This window comes from Streptomyces sp. NPDC032091 (assembly GCF_055580265.1).
Map to the genome: position 1 here is coordinate 124,054 of NZ_JBVILR010000021.1, position 15,561 is coordinate 139,614.

General features: G+C 74.6%; 17 protein-coding genes and 1 pseudogene. 10 read left to right on the forward strand and 8 right to left on the reverse strand.

What is annotated here, in order from left to right; all coding sequences use genetic code 11:
• Nucleotides 1-19: 19 nt before the first annotated feature.
• Nucleotides 20-1,198: pseudogene (locus ACZ5NJ_RS29075) on the forward strand (MFS transporter); the annotation flags it as partial.
• 16 nt (nucleotides 1,199-1,214) lie between these two features.
• On the opposite strand, the gene ACZ5NJ_RS29080 reads toward ACZ5NJ_RS29075, so the two are convergent.
• The gene (locus ACZ5NJ_RS29080; RefSeq protein ID WP_468768578.1) at nucleotides 1,215-2,783 is read right to left on the reverse strand and encodes an SDR family oxidoreductase; all 1,569 of its coding nucleotides are present in this window, start codon (nucleotides 2,781-2,783) and stop codon (nucleotides 1,215-1,217) included.
• A gap of 296 nt (nucleotides 2,784-3,079) precedes the next feature.
• Here ACZ5NJ_RS29080 and ACZ5NJ_RS29085 point away from each other — a divergent pair, with 296 nt between their 5' ends.
• Nucleotides 3,080-4,051, forward strand: a complete 972-nt coding sequence (locus ACZ5NJ_RS29085; RefSeq protein WP_468768580.1) for an oxidoreductase — start codon at nucleotides 3,080-3,082, stop codon at nucleotides 4,049-4,051.
• Between the two features lie 48 nt (nucleotides 4,052-4,099).
• Here the strand turns inward: ACZ5NJ_RS29085 and ACZ5NJ_RS29090 are convergent, their stop codons facing one another.
• The gene (locus ACZ5NJ_RS29090; RefSeq protein ID WP_468768582.1) at nucleotides 4,100-4,567 is read right to left on the reverse strand and encodes a MarR family transcriptional regulator; all 468 of its coding nucleotides are present in this window, start codon (nucleotides 4,565-4,567) and stop codon (nucleotides 4,100-4,102) included.
• A 248-nt stretch (nucleotides 4,568-4,815) separates the two neighbouring features.
• On the opposite strand from ACZ5NJ_RS29090, the gene ACZ5NJ_RS29095 reads away from it, so the two are divergent.
• On the forward strand, nucleotides 4,816-5,499 hold the full coding sequence (locus tag ACZ5NJ_RS29095; RefSeq protein WP_468768584.1) for a hypothetical protein: 684 nt from the start codon (nucleotides 4,816-4,818) through the stop codon (nucleotides 5,497-5,499).
• A gap of 61 nt (nucleotides 5,500-5,560) precedes the next feature.
• Nucleotides 5,561-5,986, forward strand: a complete 426-nt coding sequence (locus tag ACZ5NJ_RS29100) for an ATP-binding protein (RefSeq protein ID WP_468768585.1) — start codon at nucleotides 5,561-5,563, stop codon at nucleotides 5,984-5,986.
• Between the two features lie 37 nt (nucleotides 5,987-6,023).
• Here the strand turns inward: ACZ5NJ_RS29100 and ACZ5NJ_RS29105 are convergent, their stop codons facing one another.
• Nucleotides 6,024-6,941: a SigB/SigF/SigG family RNA polymerase sigma factor gene (locus ACZ5NJ_RS29105; protein ID WP_468768587.1), complete on the reverse strand. Its 918-nt coding sequence runs from the start codon at nucleotides 6,939-6,941 to the stop codon at nucleotides 6,024-6,026.
• Nucleotides 6,942-7,116: 175 nt separating this feature from the next.
• Between ACZ5NJ_RS29105 and ACZ5NJ_RS29110 the strand changes: the two genes are divergently transcribed.
• Nucleotides 7,117-7,494: a helix-turn-helix transcriptional regulator gene (locus ACZ5NJ_RS29110; protein WP_468768588.1), complete on the forward strand. Its 378-nt coding sequence runs from the start codon at nucleotides 7,117-7,119 to the stop codon at nucleotides 7,492-7,494.
• Nucleotides 7,495-7,872: 378 nt separating this feature from the next.
• The gene (locus ACZ5NJ_RS29115) at nucleotides 7,873-8,235 is read left to right on the forward strand and encodes a PRC-barrel domain-containing protein (protein WP_468768589.1); all 363 of its coding nucleotides are present in this window, start codon (nucleotides 7,873-7,875) and stop codon (nucleotides 8,233-8,235) included.
• A gap of 66 nt (nucleotides 8,236-8,301) precedes the next feature.
• Here ACZ5NJ_RS29115 and ACZ5NJ_RS29120 read toward each other — a convergent pair whose 3' ends face one another.
• Complete coding sequence (locus ACZ5NJ_RS29120) at nucleotides 8,302-8,544, reverse strand: protealysin inhibitor emfourin (RefSeq protein WP_468768590.1); 243 nt, start codon at nucleotides 8,542-8,544, stop codon at nucleotides 8,302-8,304.
• A 329-nt stretch (nucleotides 8,545-8,873) separates the two neighbouring features.
• On the opposite strand from ACZ5NJ_RS29120, the gene ACZ5NJ_RS29125 reads away from it, so the two are divergent.
• From ACZ5NJ_RS29125 to ACZ5NJ_RS29135, 3 genes are all read left to right on the forward strand, one after another.
• Complete coding sequence (locus ACZ5NJ_RS29125) at nucleotides 8,874-9,983, forward strand: mechanosensitive ion channel family protein (protein ID WP_468768592.1); 1,110 nt, start codon at nucleotides 8,874-8,876, stop codon at nucleotides 9,981-9,983.
• Between the two features lie 74 nt (nucleotides 9,984-10,057).
• A complete protein-coding gene (locus ACZ5NJ_RS29130) occupies nucleotides 10,058-10,339 on the forward strand; it encodes a WhiB family transcriptional regulator (protein WP_468768594.1) in 282 nt (93 codons plus the stop codon).
• 90 nt (nucleotides 10,340-10,429) lie between these two features.
• The gene (locus ACZ5NJ_RS29135) at nucleotides 10,430-11,650 is read left to right on the forward strand and encodes an FUSC family protein (RefSeq protein WP_468768596.1); all 1,221 of its coding nucleotides are present in this window, start codon (nucleotides 10,430-10,432) and stop codon (nucleotides 11,648-11,650) included.
• Nucleotides 11,651-11,725: 75 nt separating this feature from the next.
• Here ACZ5NJ_RS29135 and ACZ5NJ_RS29140 read toward each other — a convergent pair whose 3' ends face one another.
• From ACZ5NJ_RS29140 to ACZ5NJ_RS29155, 4 genes are all read right to left on the reverse strand, one after another.
• On the reverse strand, nucleotides 11,726-12,244 hold the full coding sequence (locus tag ACZ5NJ_RS29140) for a DUF3887 domain-containing protein (protein WP_468768597.1): 519 nt from the start codon (nucleotides 12,242-12,244) through the stop codon (nucleotides 11,726-11,728).
• Nucleotides 12,245-12,351: 107 nt separating this feature from the next.
• The gene (locus ACZ5NJ_RS29145) at nucleotides 12,352-13,356 is read right to left on the reverse strand and encodes a HEAT repeat domain-containing protein (protein ID WP_468768598.1); all 1,005 of its coding nucleotides are present in this window, start codon (nucleotides 13,354-13,356) and stop codon (nucleotides 12,352-12,354) included.
• A gap of 33 nt (nucleotides 13,357-13,389) precedes the next feature.
• A complete protein-coding gene (locus ACZ5NJ_RS29150; protein WP_468768600.1) occupies nucleotides 13,390-14,076 on the reverse strand; it encodes a HEAT repeat domain-containing protein in 687 nt (228 codons plus the stop codon).
• Nucleotides 14,077-14,124: 48 nt separating this feature from the next.
• Entirely contained in the window at nucleotides 14,125-14,634 is a 510-nt protein-coding gene (locus ACZ5NJ_RS29155; protein WP_468768602.1) for a hypothetical protein, read from the reverse strand.
• 223 nt (nucleotides 14,635-14,857) lie between these two features.
• On the opposite strand from ACZ5NJ_RS29155, the gene ACZ5NJ_RS29160 reads away from it, so the two are divergent.
• Complete coding sequence (locus ACZ5NJ_RS29160; RefSeq protein WP_468768603.1) at nucleotides 14,858-15,556, forward strand: scabin-related ADP-ribosyltransferase; 699 nt, start codon at nucleotides 14,858-14,860, stop codon at nucleotides 15,554-15,556.
• Nucleotides 15,557-15,561 lie beyond the last annotated feature (5 nt).

A 15,561-nucleotide genomic window follows, 5' to 3' on the forward strand; every position in this document is an offset into this window, starting at 1 on the left:
AGGCCGGAGCCGCCAGCGGCTGGGACGCCCGTTCGGGTGGCTCTGGGGAGCGTACGGGACCAGCGCGCTCGGCACCTGGCTCGCCTTCGGCTCCTTCCCCCTGATCGCCGTCCGGGTGCTGCACGCCGGGCCGGCCGAGGTCGCCGCGCTCTCCTGCGCCGGGGCCGCGGTGGGCGCGGCCGCGGCGGTGCCGCTCGGGCCGTGGGTGGAGTTCCGGCGCAAGCGGCCGGTGCTGATCGCGACGGACCTGGTGCGGTGCGCGGCCCTGCTGACGGTCCCGGCCGCGTACGCGCTCGGCGCGCTCACCTTCCTCCAGCTCCTGCTGGTCTCCGTGGTCGTCGCGGCGGCCGACATCACCTTCCGCACCGCCTCCGGCGCCTACCTGAAGAACCTCCTCCCGGCCGGGGACCTGCTCGTTGCCAACGCCCGGCTGGAATCGACCGCCTGGACGACCACGATCGTCGGCCCGCCGCTCGGCGGCGTCGCGATCGGGCTCCTCGGCCCCGTGGCGACGGTGGTGGCCGACGCGGCGAGCTACCTCCTCTCCGCCCTGGGCCTGCGCGCGATGGGCGCCCACGAACCGCCGCCCCCGTCCCGGCAGGGCGGGCGCCCGAGGGCCACGGACCTCCTCGACGGCTGGCGCCACCTGCTCGCCGACGCCGCCCTGCGCCCGCTGTTCCTCAACGCCGCCCTCTTCAACGGCCTGGTGATGGCCACCTCGCCGCTGCTGGCCGTCCTGATGCTCGGCCGGCTCGGGTTCGAACCCTGGCAGTACGGCCTCGCCTTCGCCGCGCCCTCGCTCGGCGGGCTCCTCGGCTCACGGCTGGCCCGTCCGCTGGTCACCCGGTACGGGGAGCACCGGGTCCTGACCGTATCCGGATCGCTGAGGGCGCTCTGGTCCGTGGGTCTGGCCTTCGTGGGGCCGGGCACCGGCGGGCTGCTGCTGGTCATGGCCGTCGAAAGCGGGCTCATCCTCTGCTGCGGGGTCTTCAACCCCGTCAGCGCCGCCTACCGCCTCCGGCGCACCCCGTCCGAGCGCGTCGCCCGTACGCTCTGCGCGTGGTCGGTGACGACGAAGGCCGCCACCGCGCTCCTCACCGCGGTCTGGGGGGTCCTGGGCACCCTCCTCGGACCCCGTCCGGCGCTCGTCCTCGCCGGCCTGCTCCTGCTGGCCACCCCGCTCCTCCTGCCGCGCCGGGACCCTGCCGACGGCCTCAGGGACGGGGACGCGGGCCGGACGCGGTGGGCCGGGCGGGGGAGCCGGGGGCGGCGGCGAGCTGTTCGGCCGCGTGGGCGATGTTGCGGGCCATGCCGCCGAAGACCGCCGCGTGGAACGGGCTGACGGCCCACCAGTACAGGTGGCCGAGCAGACCGCGCGGGTGGAAGAGGGCGCGCTGCCGGTAGCGCGAGCGGCCCTCGTGCACCGGGTCGGGTTCGGCGTACATCTCCAGCCAGGCCAGCCCCGGCACCCGCATCTCGGCGCGCAGCCGCAGCAGCCGGCCCGGTTCGATCTCCTCGACGCGCCAGAAGTCGAGGGCGTCGCCCACCCGCAGCCGGCTGGCGTCGCGGCGGCCCCGGCGGATGCCGGCGCCGCCCGCCAGCCGGTCCAGCCAGCCCCGTACGGCCCAGGCCAGCGGGAGGGAGTACCAGCCGTTCTCGCCGCCGATGCCCTCCACCACCCGCCACAGCGCCCCCGGCGGAGCCGCCACCCCCGTGCTGCGGTGGTCGGTGTAGAGGCTGCCGCCCGCCCAGTCCGGGTCGGTGGGCAGGGGGTCGCTGGGCGCGCCGGGCAGGGACGCGGAGGACCACCGGGTGCTCACCTGGGCCTCGCGGACCCGTTCCAGGGCCAGGGCCAGCGCCCGGTCGAAGCCCAGCGGGGCGCCCGGCGGATCGGGCACCCAGCGGGTGATGTCGTGCTCGGCGCACACCACCTCGTGCCGCAGCGACTCGGCGAGCGGCCGGGCCAGCGCCCGGGGCACCGGCGTGACCAGGCCGATCCACAGGCTGGACAGGCCCGGGCTGAGCATGGGGACGCGCAGGATCCGCCGGTGCGGAAGCTCGGCCACCTCCGCGTAGCGGTGCATCATCTGCTCGTACGTGAGGACGTCCGGACCGCCGATGTCGAAGGTCCGGTTGACCTCGGGCGGCATCGCGGCGCTCCCGACGAGGTAGCGGAGCACGTCGCGCACCGCGATGGGCTGCACCCGGGTGCCCACCCAGCTCGGCGTGATCATGACGGGCAGCCGTTCCGTCAGGTAGCGCAGCATCTCGAACGAGGCCGAGCCCGAGCCGATGACGACGGCCGCCCGCAGTACCGTGCAGGGGACCCCGGAGGCCAGCAGGATGCGGCCCACCTCGGCCCGGGAGCGCAGGTGCGGGGAGAGCCCCTCCGGGGACCGTCCGGCCGGGGTGAGACCCCCCAGGTAGACGATGCGCCGGACCCCGGCCAGCCGTGCCCGCTCGGCGAACAGGCGGGCGGCGGCCCGGTCGCGCTCCTCGAAGCCGGGACCGCCACCGAGGGCGTGCACCAGGTAGTAGGCGACGTCCACCCCGCGCAGGGCCGCGTCCAGCGAGTCCCCGTCGGTGACGTCGCCGCGCGCCACCTCGACGCGTCCCGCCCAGGGGTGGTCGCGCAGCCGTTCGGGGGAACGGGCGAGCGCCCGGACCCGGTGGCCGGCGTCCAGGAGCTCGGGCACCAGCCGGCCGCCGATGTAGCCGGTGGCGCCGGTGACCAGGCACAGGTCACCCGTCACGGCCGGCACCCCCGGGGCTTCGTCCGTCACCGGTCATGCGCTGGCTCCCGTCCCTCCGGCGGGGCGCGCGGGCCGCTCCGCTCCTTCCGAGCCTGGACCCGCCGCGGTCCGGGCGCAACGCCGCGCGGGCGGGGGCGCCGTCCCGTGGCGCGCGACGCCGGATTACGGTGTCCCTTTTCGAGGGGGACACAGCGATGTCGTACAACTCGGGGTGGGGACAGCCCCATCCGGGACCTCCCGGGCAGCCCGCACCGCCGTGGGGAGGGTGGGCGCCGCCTCCGCCGCAGCCGGGCGTCATCCCGCTCAGGCCGCTGCGGACGGGCGAAGTGCTCGGCGGGGCCTTCACCGCGTTCCGCCGCCACTGGAAGCCCCTGACCGGAGCCGTCCTCCTGGTCCAGGGCATCGGCATCCTGCTGGTGGCCGCGGCGATCGGGCTCGCCGTCATCGGGATGCGGAGCAAGCTCGCCGCGCTCTTCGACCTGCCGGCCGGCGAAAGCCCCGCCGGCGACGACGTGGCGGCCCTGATCCTGTCCCTGGCACCGGTCGTCGTGCTGTTCACGGTCACCATGCTGCTGCTCACCGGGATGATCGGCGCTCTGTGCCCGGCCTTGATCCAACAGGCGGTGCTCGGCCGCCCCGTGACCTTCTCGGCGCTGTGGCGGCGCTCCTGGTCGCGGCTGCCCGCCGTCCTCGGCGTCGTGCTGTGCGTCGGGCTGCTCACGGGCGGACCGCTGCTGCTCCTCTACGCGGCCTGCATCGTGCCGGTCCTCACGGCCGCCGCACAGGACGCCGCCCCGCCGATCGGCCTGTTCCTGCTGCCGCTGGGTATGTTGCTCTGGATGCCCTTCGCGGTGTGGCTCACCATCCGCTTCAGCCTGGCCCCCGCCGTCGCGGTGTGCGAGGGGCTCGGCCCGGTCGCGGCCATGCGGCGCTCCTCGCGGCTGGTCGAGGGCGGCTGGTGGCGCACGTTCGGCATCGGAGCGCTCGCCTACCTCCTGGCGGCGGTGGTCGGCTACGTCGTCCAGCTGCCGTTCACCATCGTCGGCCTCTTCGCGCTGATCCCCGCCATGACGGCGACGGGCGACGGGGCGCGGCCGGACACGCTGGTGTTCGGGTTCCTGGGCTACATGGCCTGCGTCCTGCTCGGCTCGGTCATCGGCTCCGTGCTCCAGCTCGGCTACATCCAGCTGGTCCTGTCCCTGCTCTACGTCGACCAGCGCATGCGCAAGGAGAACCTCGCCGAGGCCCTCATCGCCTCGGCCGCGGACTCCGCCGCCCCGGCTGCCCCGGGTGCATGAGCAGGGAGACGGCCAGTGGCGGGGTGGCCCACCGCCACGGCGACGCCGTCACCCCGTGACCCCGCCGGCGTTGCGGATCAGCTGCCGGAGCACCTTCACCGTGGTGACGTAGTCCGCGTCGTCGATGCCCTCGTGGAGGGCGGCGCGGATCGCGGGTGCGTTGCGCGCGAGGTCGACGCGCGCCCGCTCGCCCTCCGCGGTGAGCCACAGCCGGTCCTCGGCGTCCCGGGTCAGCCATCCGCGCTCCAGGAGCACCTCGGCCTCGGCGGCCAGGTCGTCCTCGGGCCGGATGTAGGAGGCCATCGCCTTGCGCAGCTCGGACAGCGTCATCCCCTCGCCGTCGGGCGAGATGTCGTTCTCCGACAGGTTGCGCAGCAGCCAGAACTGGGGCTGGCTGTAGCCCTTCTCCGCCTGGCGGGCCCGGGTGAAGGCGATGAGCGCCTCGTAGGCGACCCCGGTCCAGTAGGCGGCGGGCTGGCCCGCGAGTTCGGCGTCCGAGAGCTGCTGGTCCGTCATGGTGCGGCCCCTCCTGTCGGTGCGTGTGCGTGTGTGCGGCCCGCGCGAGGTGCGGGAACGGGGCAACCGTAGGACCTCGACCGCGGTTGAGGGCAAGGGCCGGATCCCGTCGGTCGCGACCGCATGTGCTGTAGCACATCCGGCCCGGTCGGGTGGCGGCCTCCGTGATGTCGGCCCGTGCCGGCGACCGCCCCGACTACCGTGTGCGCACGGCCGGGCCACACGGCGGCCGGGGAGGAGCGGGTCCGATGGGGACCATGGTGGTGGGGTTCAGGCTCGGCTGGGACAGGAAGGGCCGGCAGGCGACGGTGGTGCTCACCCAGGCGGGCGTCCTCCACCACAGCAGCGGCCTCCTCGGACTGGCGGTGCGGCCCACCCGGCCGCACGCACCGGTCGGCCCGGACCCGCACCCCGTGCCGCGCCAGGCCGCGACGCTGCGCAAGCTGTACGCCGACCTCCACCACCAGGGCTACACCCGCGAGTTGATCGCGCCGGCCTGCGTCCGCCTCGACACCGACGAGCACCCCCTCCACTCCCGCCCGTGGGGCGAGCACGCCCCGCGGGCCCATCCGGAGCTCATCGCCGAGTTCACCGGCGCGGCCCCTGCGGGCCCCGGATCGCTGGAGGACGCCCTGGCCGGCTTCTACACCTCGATCGGCCTCACCCCCCGCGCCCGGGCCGCCCTCCCGCCCGGCTCGGCCGGTGTGCCCCCGGCGGTCCGCGAGGCCCTGCGCGGCCTCGCCGAGGGGCGCACCCTCGCCTCCCGGCCCCGGCGCGGAGCGGGCTGGACCGTCACGGGTGCGGGCGTACGCCTGAACGTCGGCCGGGTCGGCGAGACCCTCTCCCACCGCGAAGTGGCCGAACTCCAGGCCGCCCTGACGGCCTGGCTGCGCCACCAGCGGGGCTCCGGAGCGGGGTCCGGGACGAGGTGAGTACCGGCGGGAGCGCCGGGTAGGCGCGGACGTGCACGACGTCGGAACTCGGATGGTGAGGGTGTTGGAACTGCGAGCGGTGGGCTGGGCCCATTCCTTTCCGGTGGCCGCGGGGGCCCGCGCGGCCCGGGTGTGGACCGCCGGGCACCTGGAGTCCCTCGACTGGGCCCGGGACGCCCCGGACACGGTGCACTCCGTACTGCTCGCCGTGTCCGAACTGGTGACGAACGCCCATGTGCACGCCGCGAGCACCGCGCACCTCGTCCTTACCTGGGACGGCGCCTGCCTGCACGTCAGCGTGGCGGACGCCGACCCCCATCTGCCGAGGCCCCGGCAGCCCGACGGGCGGGCGACGTCCGGGCGGGGCCTCGCGATCGTCGCGGCGCTCGCCGACACCTGGGACGTGCACCCCGGTGATCACCGCAAGACGATCACCGCCTGCTTCCGGCCGCCAGGCGGCACGGCACGCCGCGACGGCCCGCCGTGAGGCGGGCCGTCCGCGATGCGGGGGAGGAGGGGGGCTCTCAGTCCCGCAGCAGCTCCTCGCGCAGGGCGCCGAGGGTGCGCGTGAGCAGGCGCGAGACGTGCATCTGCGACATGCCGATCTCCTCGCCGATCTGCCGCTGCGTCATCTCCTGGCCGAAGCGCAACTCCAGGATGCGCGTGGTGCGTTCGTCCAGCCCGGACAGCAGGGGCGCGAGGGCGTGCAGGTCCTCGACCGCCTCCAGGGCGTGGTCGGTGCCGCCCAGGGTCTCGGCGAGCGTCTGCGCCGGTCCGGCGCCCCCGGGAGCCGCCTCGCGGCCCTCGGCGGAGCCGACGGGGGCGTCGATGGACTGCGTGGTGTAGCCGTTCGCCGCGACGAGGCCCTGGCGGACCTCCTCCTCGTCGAGGTCCAGGTGTGCGGCGAGCTCGGCGGGGGTGGGCGCGCGGCCCGTCGCCGAGGTCAGGTCCTCCGTGGACCTGGCCAGCAGGGAACGCAGCTCCTGGAGGCGCCGGGGGACGCGTACGGCCCAGGTGGTGTCACGGAAGTGCCGCTTGATCTCGCCCGTGATGTACGGCAGGGCGAGGGTGGAGAACTGGGTGTTGCGGTCCAGTTCGTAGCGGTCGATCGCCTTGATCAGGCCGATGATGCCGACCTGCACGATGTCCTCGTTCTCCGGCCCGCCGGGACGGTCCCGGAACGGGCGGGCGGCGAAGTTCACCAGCGAGATGTTCATCTCGATCAGCGTGTTGCGGACGTACTGGTACTCGGGGGTGCCCTCTTCCAGGCTCCTCAGCCGCTCGAAGAACACCCGCGTCAGCTGACGGGCGTCTCCCGGGTCCACCTCCCGCGGGCAGGGGACGTCCGGAAGGCCGTCGAGCGCGGGGGTGGCCGCGGCGGGGGTGGCCGCCGTGGCCGGGGTCGTGGGGGCCGTTACCTCGGCAGTTGCCGAAAAGGTCATGGTCTCCGCTCCTTGGGCACGGGTGCTTGCGGTGCGTGGCTCGATCGTTCCGATCAAACGGAAGTCCGATTCCGCTCACCATGCACCCTGCCCGGCGAACGGACACACGTCAAGCGATACAGGAAAAGTATTTCTGGATTTGCCTTTCGCGGGTGAGCTCCGGAAAAATAGCGGCGTGGAGAGCGAGCACCTGGGGTCCCGCCGGAACCGCTGGACCTTCCTGACCAACCACGCACGGGTCCTGATCGCCATCGCACGGGACCCGGGAGTCCGCCTGCGCGACATCGCCGCGGTCTGCGGGCTCACCGAACGCACCGTGCAGGCGATCGTCACCGACCTCCAGGCGGACGGGTACCTCACCCGCACCCGCGACGGCCGGCGCAACCGCTACGTCATCGCCCCCGGCGCGCGCTTCCGCCACCCGGCGGAGGCCGACCACGAGATCGCCGGCCTGCTGGCGTACCTCGCCGGCCCGCTGACGGTGCCCCTGTCGCACGAGGACGGACCGCCGGCCGCCGGCCCCGCCGACCGCGAGCCCCAGGCCACCGCGTAGCGGCAGGGCGGCACACCGCCCGCCGCGCGGGAACCGGTGCAGGCGGGGGCCGCGGGAAACCGGTGTGCGTCGATCCGCCGATCGTGGGCAGGCGAGCCGCATGGCGACCCTCCCTCCCGGCGCGAACCGCCGACGGTACCCGTCCGCATCCGGCACGATTCCGAGCCAACTGCGCCGACTCCTGCCCGAGTTGCCCCGGCCGACCGGCCCGGACCGCCGGGGGGCCACCGCGGTCGCCCACGACGCGGCACGCCCGAAACCTGGCCCCCGCGCCCGTACGGCGGCGCCCCGACGGTCCGCCCTGCCGGCCGCCGCGGCCGGCCTGCTCGGTCTGGGCGCCCGCGTGCTGACCCGCCACCGAGAAGGGAACCCGCACCCGTGAACGAGAACATCTGGGCCTACCACCTGACCGTCGCCCACTTCGAGGACCGGGACCTCACCGGCTACAAGGTGGAGGCCCTGGACGGCACCATCGGCAAGGTCGACAAGCACTCCTACGACACCGACGCCTCCTGGATCGTCGTCGACACCGGCCCCTGGATCTTCGGCAGGGAGGTGCTCCTGCCCGCCGGCACGATCACCCGGGTGGACACCACCGAGGAGAAGGTCTACGTCGACCGGACCAGGGAACAGGTCAAGGACTCACCGGACTTCGTCCGGGACAGGCACCTCGGCGACGCCGACTACCACCGGGAGGTCGGCGGCTACTGGGGCGACACCGTGCGCCGACAGCAGAGCTGACCGCCCCGCACGAGCGGAGGGCCGGGTCGTCCACGGGGACGGCCCGGCCCTCCGCGCGCCGTGCGGTCAGGCGCCCTCGCCGAGCACGCCGCGGATCAACTCCCGCTGCTCCTCGGACAGATAGGGGTCCTGGACGTCGACCGCCCGGCCGTCGACGGTGATGCGGTAGTGGTAGCCGTCCGCCGTGGACGTGACGGCCCGGTGCGCCAGTTCCTCCCACCGGGGGGCGTCCCGGCGGCCCGTGGTGTCGAGCTCGCGCTCCTTCTCGCCTCCGGCGAAGCCGCCGGAACGGGTGACGGTGATCAGCACGGTCCTCTCCTTCCTGGTCGGGTCTCCCGCCGCGCCACCCCCGCCGGGGGCCGGCCGCGGCGACGGCGGCACGCCGGCCGCCACCGCCGCTGCTGCCCCGCATCCCGGCCCCCTCCCGGCGTCGGGCCCCGGAGCGCCCCGAAACGGCCGGAAACCGCCACCCCGTGGCCGACGGACGACCGCCCCCCCCGTGAAGACCGCCGCCCCGGCCGCCCGGCCGGACCCCCGGGGCCCCGGCCCGCCCCGACCGCCGCCGGTTCGCCGTTTGCCGGGGGAACGGGAGGGCACGTGCGGACCCGTTACCTTCCCCCGACACCTCCCGAGGAGCCATGAACGGCGTACTGAGACTGCTGGCCGTCCTGGGCGGCTCCGTCCTGCTCACCTCCGCGGTCGGCTGGCTCGCCGACCTGCTGCTCAGGCGTGTGGACGCCCGCCACCCCGAGACCCCCCTGTGGAGCCTGCTGCGCCGCTGCGGGCTCCCCCTGCGCCTGCTCATGCTGGCCGCCCTGCTGCGCGGCTCGTACCGGCAGATCACCTGGCGGCCCCTGCTGGAACACGAGGCGGGAGTGGGCAGGGCCCTCTCCCTGGTGACGATCGGCGCGGGCGCCTGGTGCGTCGTCCACATCACCTCGGCCGTGGTGGAGTCCTCGTACGCCCGCTACGCCGCCGGCACCCGCGACCCGTCCCGGCTCCGCCGCGTCCGCACCCAGGTGACCCTCATCATGAGGATCGTCACCGCCCTCGTCGCACTGCTCGCCGCGGCGGCGATGCTGCTCACCTTCCCCGACTTCCGCGCCGTCGGCACCTCGGTGCTGGCCTCCGCCGGGATCATCGGCATCGTCGCCGGCGTGGCCGCCCAGTCCACGCTGGGCAACCTCTTCGCCGGCTTCCAGATCGCCTTCGGCGACCTCGTGCGCATCGGCGACACCGTCGTCGTCGACGGCGAGTGGGGCGTCGTCGAGGAGGTCACGCTGACCTTCCTCGCCGTGCGCACCTGGGACGAGCGCCGCATCACCATGCCCGTCTCCTACTTCACCGGCAAACCCTTCGAGAACTGGTCCCGCGGCGGGATCCAGATGACCGGCACCGTCTTCCTGCACTGCGACCACAGCGCGCCCGTCTCCCTGATCCGCGAACGCCTCAAGGAGATCCTCGACCGCTGCCCGGCGTGGGACGGCCGAGGCTGGAACCTCGCGGTCACCGACACCACCCCCACCACCGTCGTCCTGCGGGCCATCGTCACCGCCAAGGACCCCGACGACCTGTGGACCGCCCGCTGCACCGTGCGCGAGGAACTCGTCGCCTGGCTCGCCGAGAAGCACCCCTACGCCCTCCCGCGCGTCTCCACCTCCCCGGCCGCCCCCGCCCCCCACCTGCCCGTGGAGCCCGGCGGGACGGACAGGTTTCGCGGCGCCCGACGGGGCCAGACGCGGGACTGACGCACTCAGCGACCCGATCCACCGCCACCACGCGATGACGCGACCACGCGACCACGCGGGAAAGGAACCGACCCATGTCCAACGTGTCACGGCTGCCGGGCCGAGCGGAACACCACTGGGAGTGGCAGGAACGCGCCGCCTGCCGCAACCTCGGCCCGGACAGGTTCTTCCACCCGGCGGGCGAGCGCGGCGAGGACCGCGCCGAACGCGACGAGGCGGCCCGCGAGATATGCGCGCTCTGCCCCGTCCAGTCCGAGTGCCTGCGCCACGCCCTGCGCGTCCAGGAGCCCTACGGCGTCTGGGGCGGCCTGACCGAGGAGGAACGCCGCCCCCTCTACGCGAGCGCAGCGAGCTGACCGGCGTTCACGGCATCCGTTCGTACCCGCTCGGGGCCGAAATGCCGCCCGTCGCGTGATCATCGTGGCCGACGGGGAAGAGGCGAAGGTATGTACGACCTCGCACGTCCCTTCCGTCCCCTCCGTCACATCCCGCGCCGCCTGGCGGCCAGGCGGCGTGACCCCGTGGTGGTGCAGAGCGCACGGTCCACCGGCGCCGCGGTGATCTCGTACGTCGTCGCCCTGCGCCTCAGCAACGAGCCCGCGCCGCTGACGGCCCCGCTGACCGCCCTGCTCGTCGTCCAGGTCACCCTGTACTCCACGCTCACCACCGGGGTGCGCCGCGTGAACTCCGTCGTGGCCGGGGTGCTGGTCGCGATCGGGTTCAGCGTGCTCGTGGGCCTGACCTGGTGGAGCCTCGGGCTGGTTATTCTGGCCTCGCTGGTGGTCGGGCACCTGGTGCGGGTGGACGAGTTCATCCCCGAGGTGGCCATCAGCGCGATGCTGGTCCTCGGCGTCACCCGGGTGGCCGACACGGCCTGGGACAGGGTGCTGGAGACCCTGATCGGCGCCGTCGTCGGGCTGGCCTTCAACCTCCTGTTCGCCCCGCCCGTCTGGGTGGAGCCCGCCAGCCGGGCCATCGACGACCTCGCTGCCCGGATGGCCGCGCTGATGACCGGCATGGCCGACGAGCTCACCGGACGCACCACGGTCGCCGAGGCCGCCACCCGGCTGCACGAGGCACGCCGGCTCGACAACGACATCGCCGGGGTCGACGCCGCCCTGCGCCAGGCGGAGGACAGCCTGCGCATGAACCCCCGCGTCCGTGAGGGGCTGATGTTCCGGCTGGTCCTGCGCACGGGCCTGGACACCCTGGAGATCTGCGCGGTCGTGCTGCGCGTCTCGGCGCGGGCGCTCACCGACCTGGCGAAGGCCCGCAGCGACGAGCCGCTGTTCACCCCGGCGGTGACCCGTGCCCTGCAGGACCTGTTCGGGCACATGGCGCTCGCCGTCCACAGCTTCTCCCGGCTGATCACCGCCCAGGTCACCACCAACGCCGAGGAGCAGGAGGACCGGCTCACCCGGGAGCTGGGCATGGCACGGGACTCCCGCGACCTGCTGGCCCGCCTGCTGCTGGAGCAGCTGCACACCTCACCCGCGCACTGGCAGCTGCACGGCGCCCTGCTCGCCGACGTCGACCGGGTGCTGGACGAACTCGACGTGGACAAGCGCTCCCAGCGCCTCATGGAGGAACTGGACCGCCACTCCCGCCTCCGCCACGAGACCGGCACCCGCTTCCACCGCGCCCTGCGCCGCGCGGCCCGCCGCTGAGACGGTACGGCCGTTCAGCGGTTCCGCCGCGCCGGGTCCGGACCGCCGTGGACGGCGGTCCCCGTGCGGGGCGGCCTACGGGACCGGCACGCCCGCGCGCAGGAAGTAGAGCCCGACCAGCAGGCCGTTCCCGTCGAACGTGACGCGGAACTCCCCGGGCCCCTTCTCCATCCGGAGCGGCACCCCCACCACCGTGCCCGCCGCGGAACCGGTCTGGCGGGGTTCCCCGTGCGACAGATAGCGCCCGAACTCCGCCACGTACGCCTTCCAGGACTCCTCCAGTACCTGCGGGGACGCCTGGCTCCGCAGGGCCGGGGCGAACCGCGCCGAGACGGCGGCGAAGTCCCCGCGCACCACCTCGCCGAGCGCGTCGAGAGCCGGCTGCCCGTACGAGGCCTCGCCGGGCGCGACCACGAAGCCGGGCATCGCCGCCCCACCGGGTGTCGCGGTCGCGCCGGCCACCGCGTCCGCCTGCGGGGCCGGGGCCCGGGCCGTCGCCACCACGCCGGGGGCGGCGGTGAGGAGCACCGCAGCGGCGGCCGCCGCGACGGTCGTGTGCCGGGCGAAGCCCGTCGCGCGCGGGATCGAAGGCATGGCCTGCTCCTTCCTCCGGGCGAGGAGAGGCGGACGGAGCACGGGTCCGCCACCGGTTTCAGGCTAGGGCGCCCGCGCATCCCCCGCACGCCGCCCGGTGGCCGGCGTCAGCGGGCGGCGCGCCGGCCGGTCAGGTAGGCCGCGGTACGGGCGACGGCCGGATCCTCGTCCCGCGAGAGGCGGGCGAGGGCCCGTGCCGCCGTGTCCCCCGGGATGTCGGCCAGCGCCTGCACCAGCCGCAGCCGGGCGGGCGCCCCGAGGCCGCCCCGGTCCAGGCGGTCCAGGAACCCGGCGGCGATGCGCTCCGCCAGCGGCGGATCCGCGGCCAGCGCACTGAGCGCGTCGGCCGCGTCCACGTCGTTGGCCCCCGCGACGACCACCTCGGTGAGCGCCGGGACCGCCGCCGCCACCCCCCGCGCCCCGAGCGCCAGCGCCGCGCACCCGCGGACCCCCGCGTCCCCGTCCCCGAGTACGTCCTCCAGCAGCGCGGTCGCCCCGGGCAGCGGGATTTCCGCCAGGGCGAGCACGGCGCGCCTCCTGACCTCGGCCACGGGCGAACGCAGCCCCCGCGCGAGCGGACCGATCCCGGCGTCGCCGGCCCGGGCCAGCGCCCACCGCAGGGCTCCGGCGACGTTCGGGTCGCTCTCACCCAGCACCGCCTCGGCCAGGGCCTCCACCGGCGCGGCGCCCCCCTCGGCCGCCGACAGGGCGGCGCGCTGGCGCTCCCCGGCGCTCGGCGACCTGAGCGCCTGCAGGAGGGCGACGGTCCGCAGCACCTCCTCCCAGTCGGCCGGCTCCGCGGCACCGATCCGTTCCAGCCGCGTCAGCAGCCGCGTCTCGGCGGCGACGCGCTCCCGTACCTGCCGCACCAGGTCCTCGATCAGCCCGGACGGCGTGAACCCGGGATCGTCGAGCGCCCGCGCCACGTCACGCAGCCCGAGCCCCAGCGACCGCAGGCTCTCGATGTGGAAGATCCGCCGGATGTCCTCCGCGGAATACTCCCGGTACCCCGTCCCGCTCCGCCCGGCCGGCCGCAGCAGGCCGAGGGACTCGTAGTGCCGGAGCATGCGGGCGCTGACCCCGGACCTCCGCGCCACCTCACCGATCAACACGGCCCGCTCCACTCCTCACACACCCGACCCGGCCTACCCCCCGGCCATGATCCGCTTCGCTTCCCCCAGGGCGAACTCGAAGCCCGTGTCGGGGTCGAGAACCAGCCGTTCCGTGGCGATCGCGTGCTCCCGTACCGCCGGGGCCGGCGCCGTCATCGCCGTGCGCACGGCCGGCAGGGCCTCCTCGCCCAGCGCGACGAACGCCCGGCTCAGGCTCAGCCGCGTCTCGTGCCCGCCGCGCCCGAACTGCCCGGCCAGCAGCCGGGCAAGCTCCCGCCGCCCGTCCTGCGGTACCAGGACCACGGCCGCCCGCCAGGCGCTGCGCGCCACCGTGTCGTCGGCGTCGGCGAGCAGCTCCGGGGTGATCGCCGGCCAGGCCCCGCGGTCCCCGATCTTGGACAGGGTGTGCAGGGCCTGGCTCCGGGCCTGAGCGCGTTCCGAGCCCAGTGCCTCCACCAGCCTCGGTACCGTCACCGCGGCCGGGTGACGGACCAGCGCCCACGTCAGCATGTCCCGTACGAAGAACTCGGGTTCGACCGCGCACCGCTCGACCAGCACGTCCACGCTGCCGTCCCGCGCGGCCGTCCCGACCTCCAGCGCGGCCCGCAGCCGTACCGACGCGCTGGGGTGCCCCAGCGCCTCCAGCGCCCGCGCCGGCTCCGCTTCCTCTTCCGTGATCACCGCGACCACCTCCTCGGCGACCACTGAAGACCTTGTCACCGTGTCAAGGTCAAGCGCGGTGCCCGGAGGGCGGGCCGGCCGGCCGGCTCAGCAGCCCCCGCAGTTGTAGTAGAGGACGTCCCAGTGGTTGCCCTCGTCCGCGTAGACGTTGCCGGAGCCCGACTGCCACATGGGGGCGCCGTCGCCGCGCACGCCGATGTAGGAGAACGTGTTCTTGACGTAGGCGGTCAGGCAGGTGGCCTTCGCGAAGTCGAGCTTGTAGCCGTTCCAGTGGGAGTACGTCCCGCTCGCGTGCCCGGTCTCGGTGCCGCCGGTGATGGTGAGGGCGCAGCCGCTGGCGCCGCGGAGGGTCTGGGCGCCCTGGGCCGTGGCGAGGTTGAGCTGCTCGAACGACGTGCACGTCGGGTTGTTGCGGTCCGAGCAGTTGCCCGACGAGGACCACGAGATGCCGGCCTGACGGAACATCGAGGTCGCCGTCGCGTGCGTGATCTTGGTCGCGGCCTGGGCCTGCGCCGCGCCGGTCAGTACGCCGAAGCCCGGTGCGAACAGGGCGCCGAGGACGAGGAAGAGAGCGGTGAGGACGGATCGGGTCTTCACGTCGGATGCCTCCTGCTGGGATGACCGTGTGGGGTGCGGGCCGTGCCGTGCGGGTGGGGCACCGGCGATCGTGCCCGACCGGGCGGCCGGTGAATCCTTTTCCCGGTACGACTGATCCACCCGCACGGGTGGACCGCCCCCCGACCGCGGCCCCGGCACCCGACGGCCCCTCTATAAACGGGATGTTCCCCACCCCCCGCCTCCTCCGATGGGTCGTCCCACCATGCTGAACGCCGCTCTGCGGGTGCTCGCCGCCACCTTCGTGCTGTCCTGCGCCGCCCTGTCCCCGTCCGCCGCGGCCGCCCCGGCGGCGGCCGACGACTCCAGCGCGCCCTGCGGTCCGGTCGTCGAGTACCGCGCCTGGGACTGGTGGCGCACCACGACGGACCCGGGGATCGCCCCGACGGTCGCGTCCACGGCGGCGAGCGAGCGCTGGCAGTGGCGCGACGACGTCAACACGCTGTGGCGCGGCGACACCAGGGAGAACGTCGAGGACATCTTCCGGACGGGCTTCACCCCGCGCGGGGACCAGCTCATCCCGCTCGCCGAGTACATCGTCAAGGGCGGCGGCCAGCTCAGCGCGCACCTCAGCACCAGCTGCGACCCCTCGGTGGCCAAGCGGTTCGCGACGTACGGGACGGAGAAGACCGGCTGGGTCTACGAGATCTACGCGCCCGGCGGCATCGACGTGAACGCGACGGCGCGCGTGAACGGCTACCAGTCGCCGTACCTGTGGAACAAGGAGATCGACTTCCCGGGCGGCGTGCGGGGCAACTTCATCAAGGGCGCCTGCAAGTACCGGCTGACGGGCACGGATCCGGTCACCAACGACAAGACCTGGGAGCGGCTCGGCTGCAAGGACAACGCCGGCTTCGCCCCCTACAAGAGCGAGCGGGCCGCCGCCGCCGTCCTCACGCGCTGACCCGG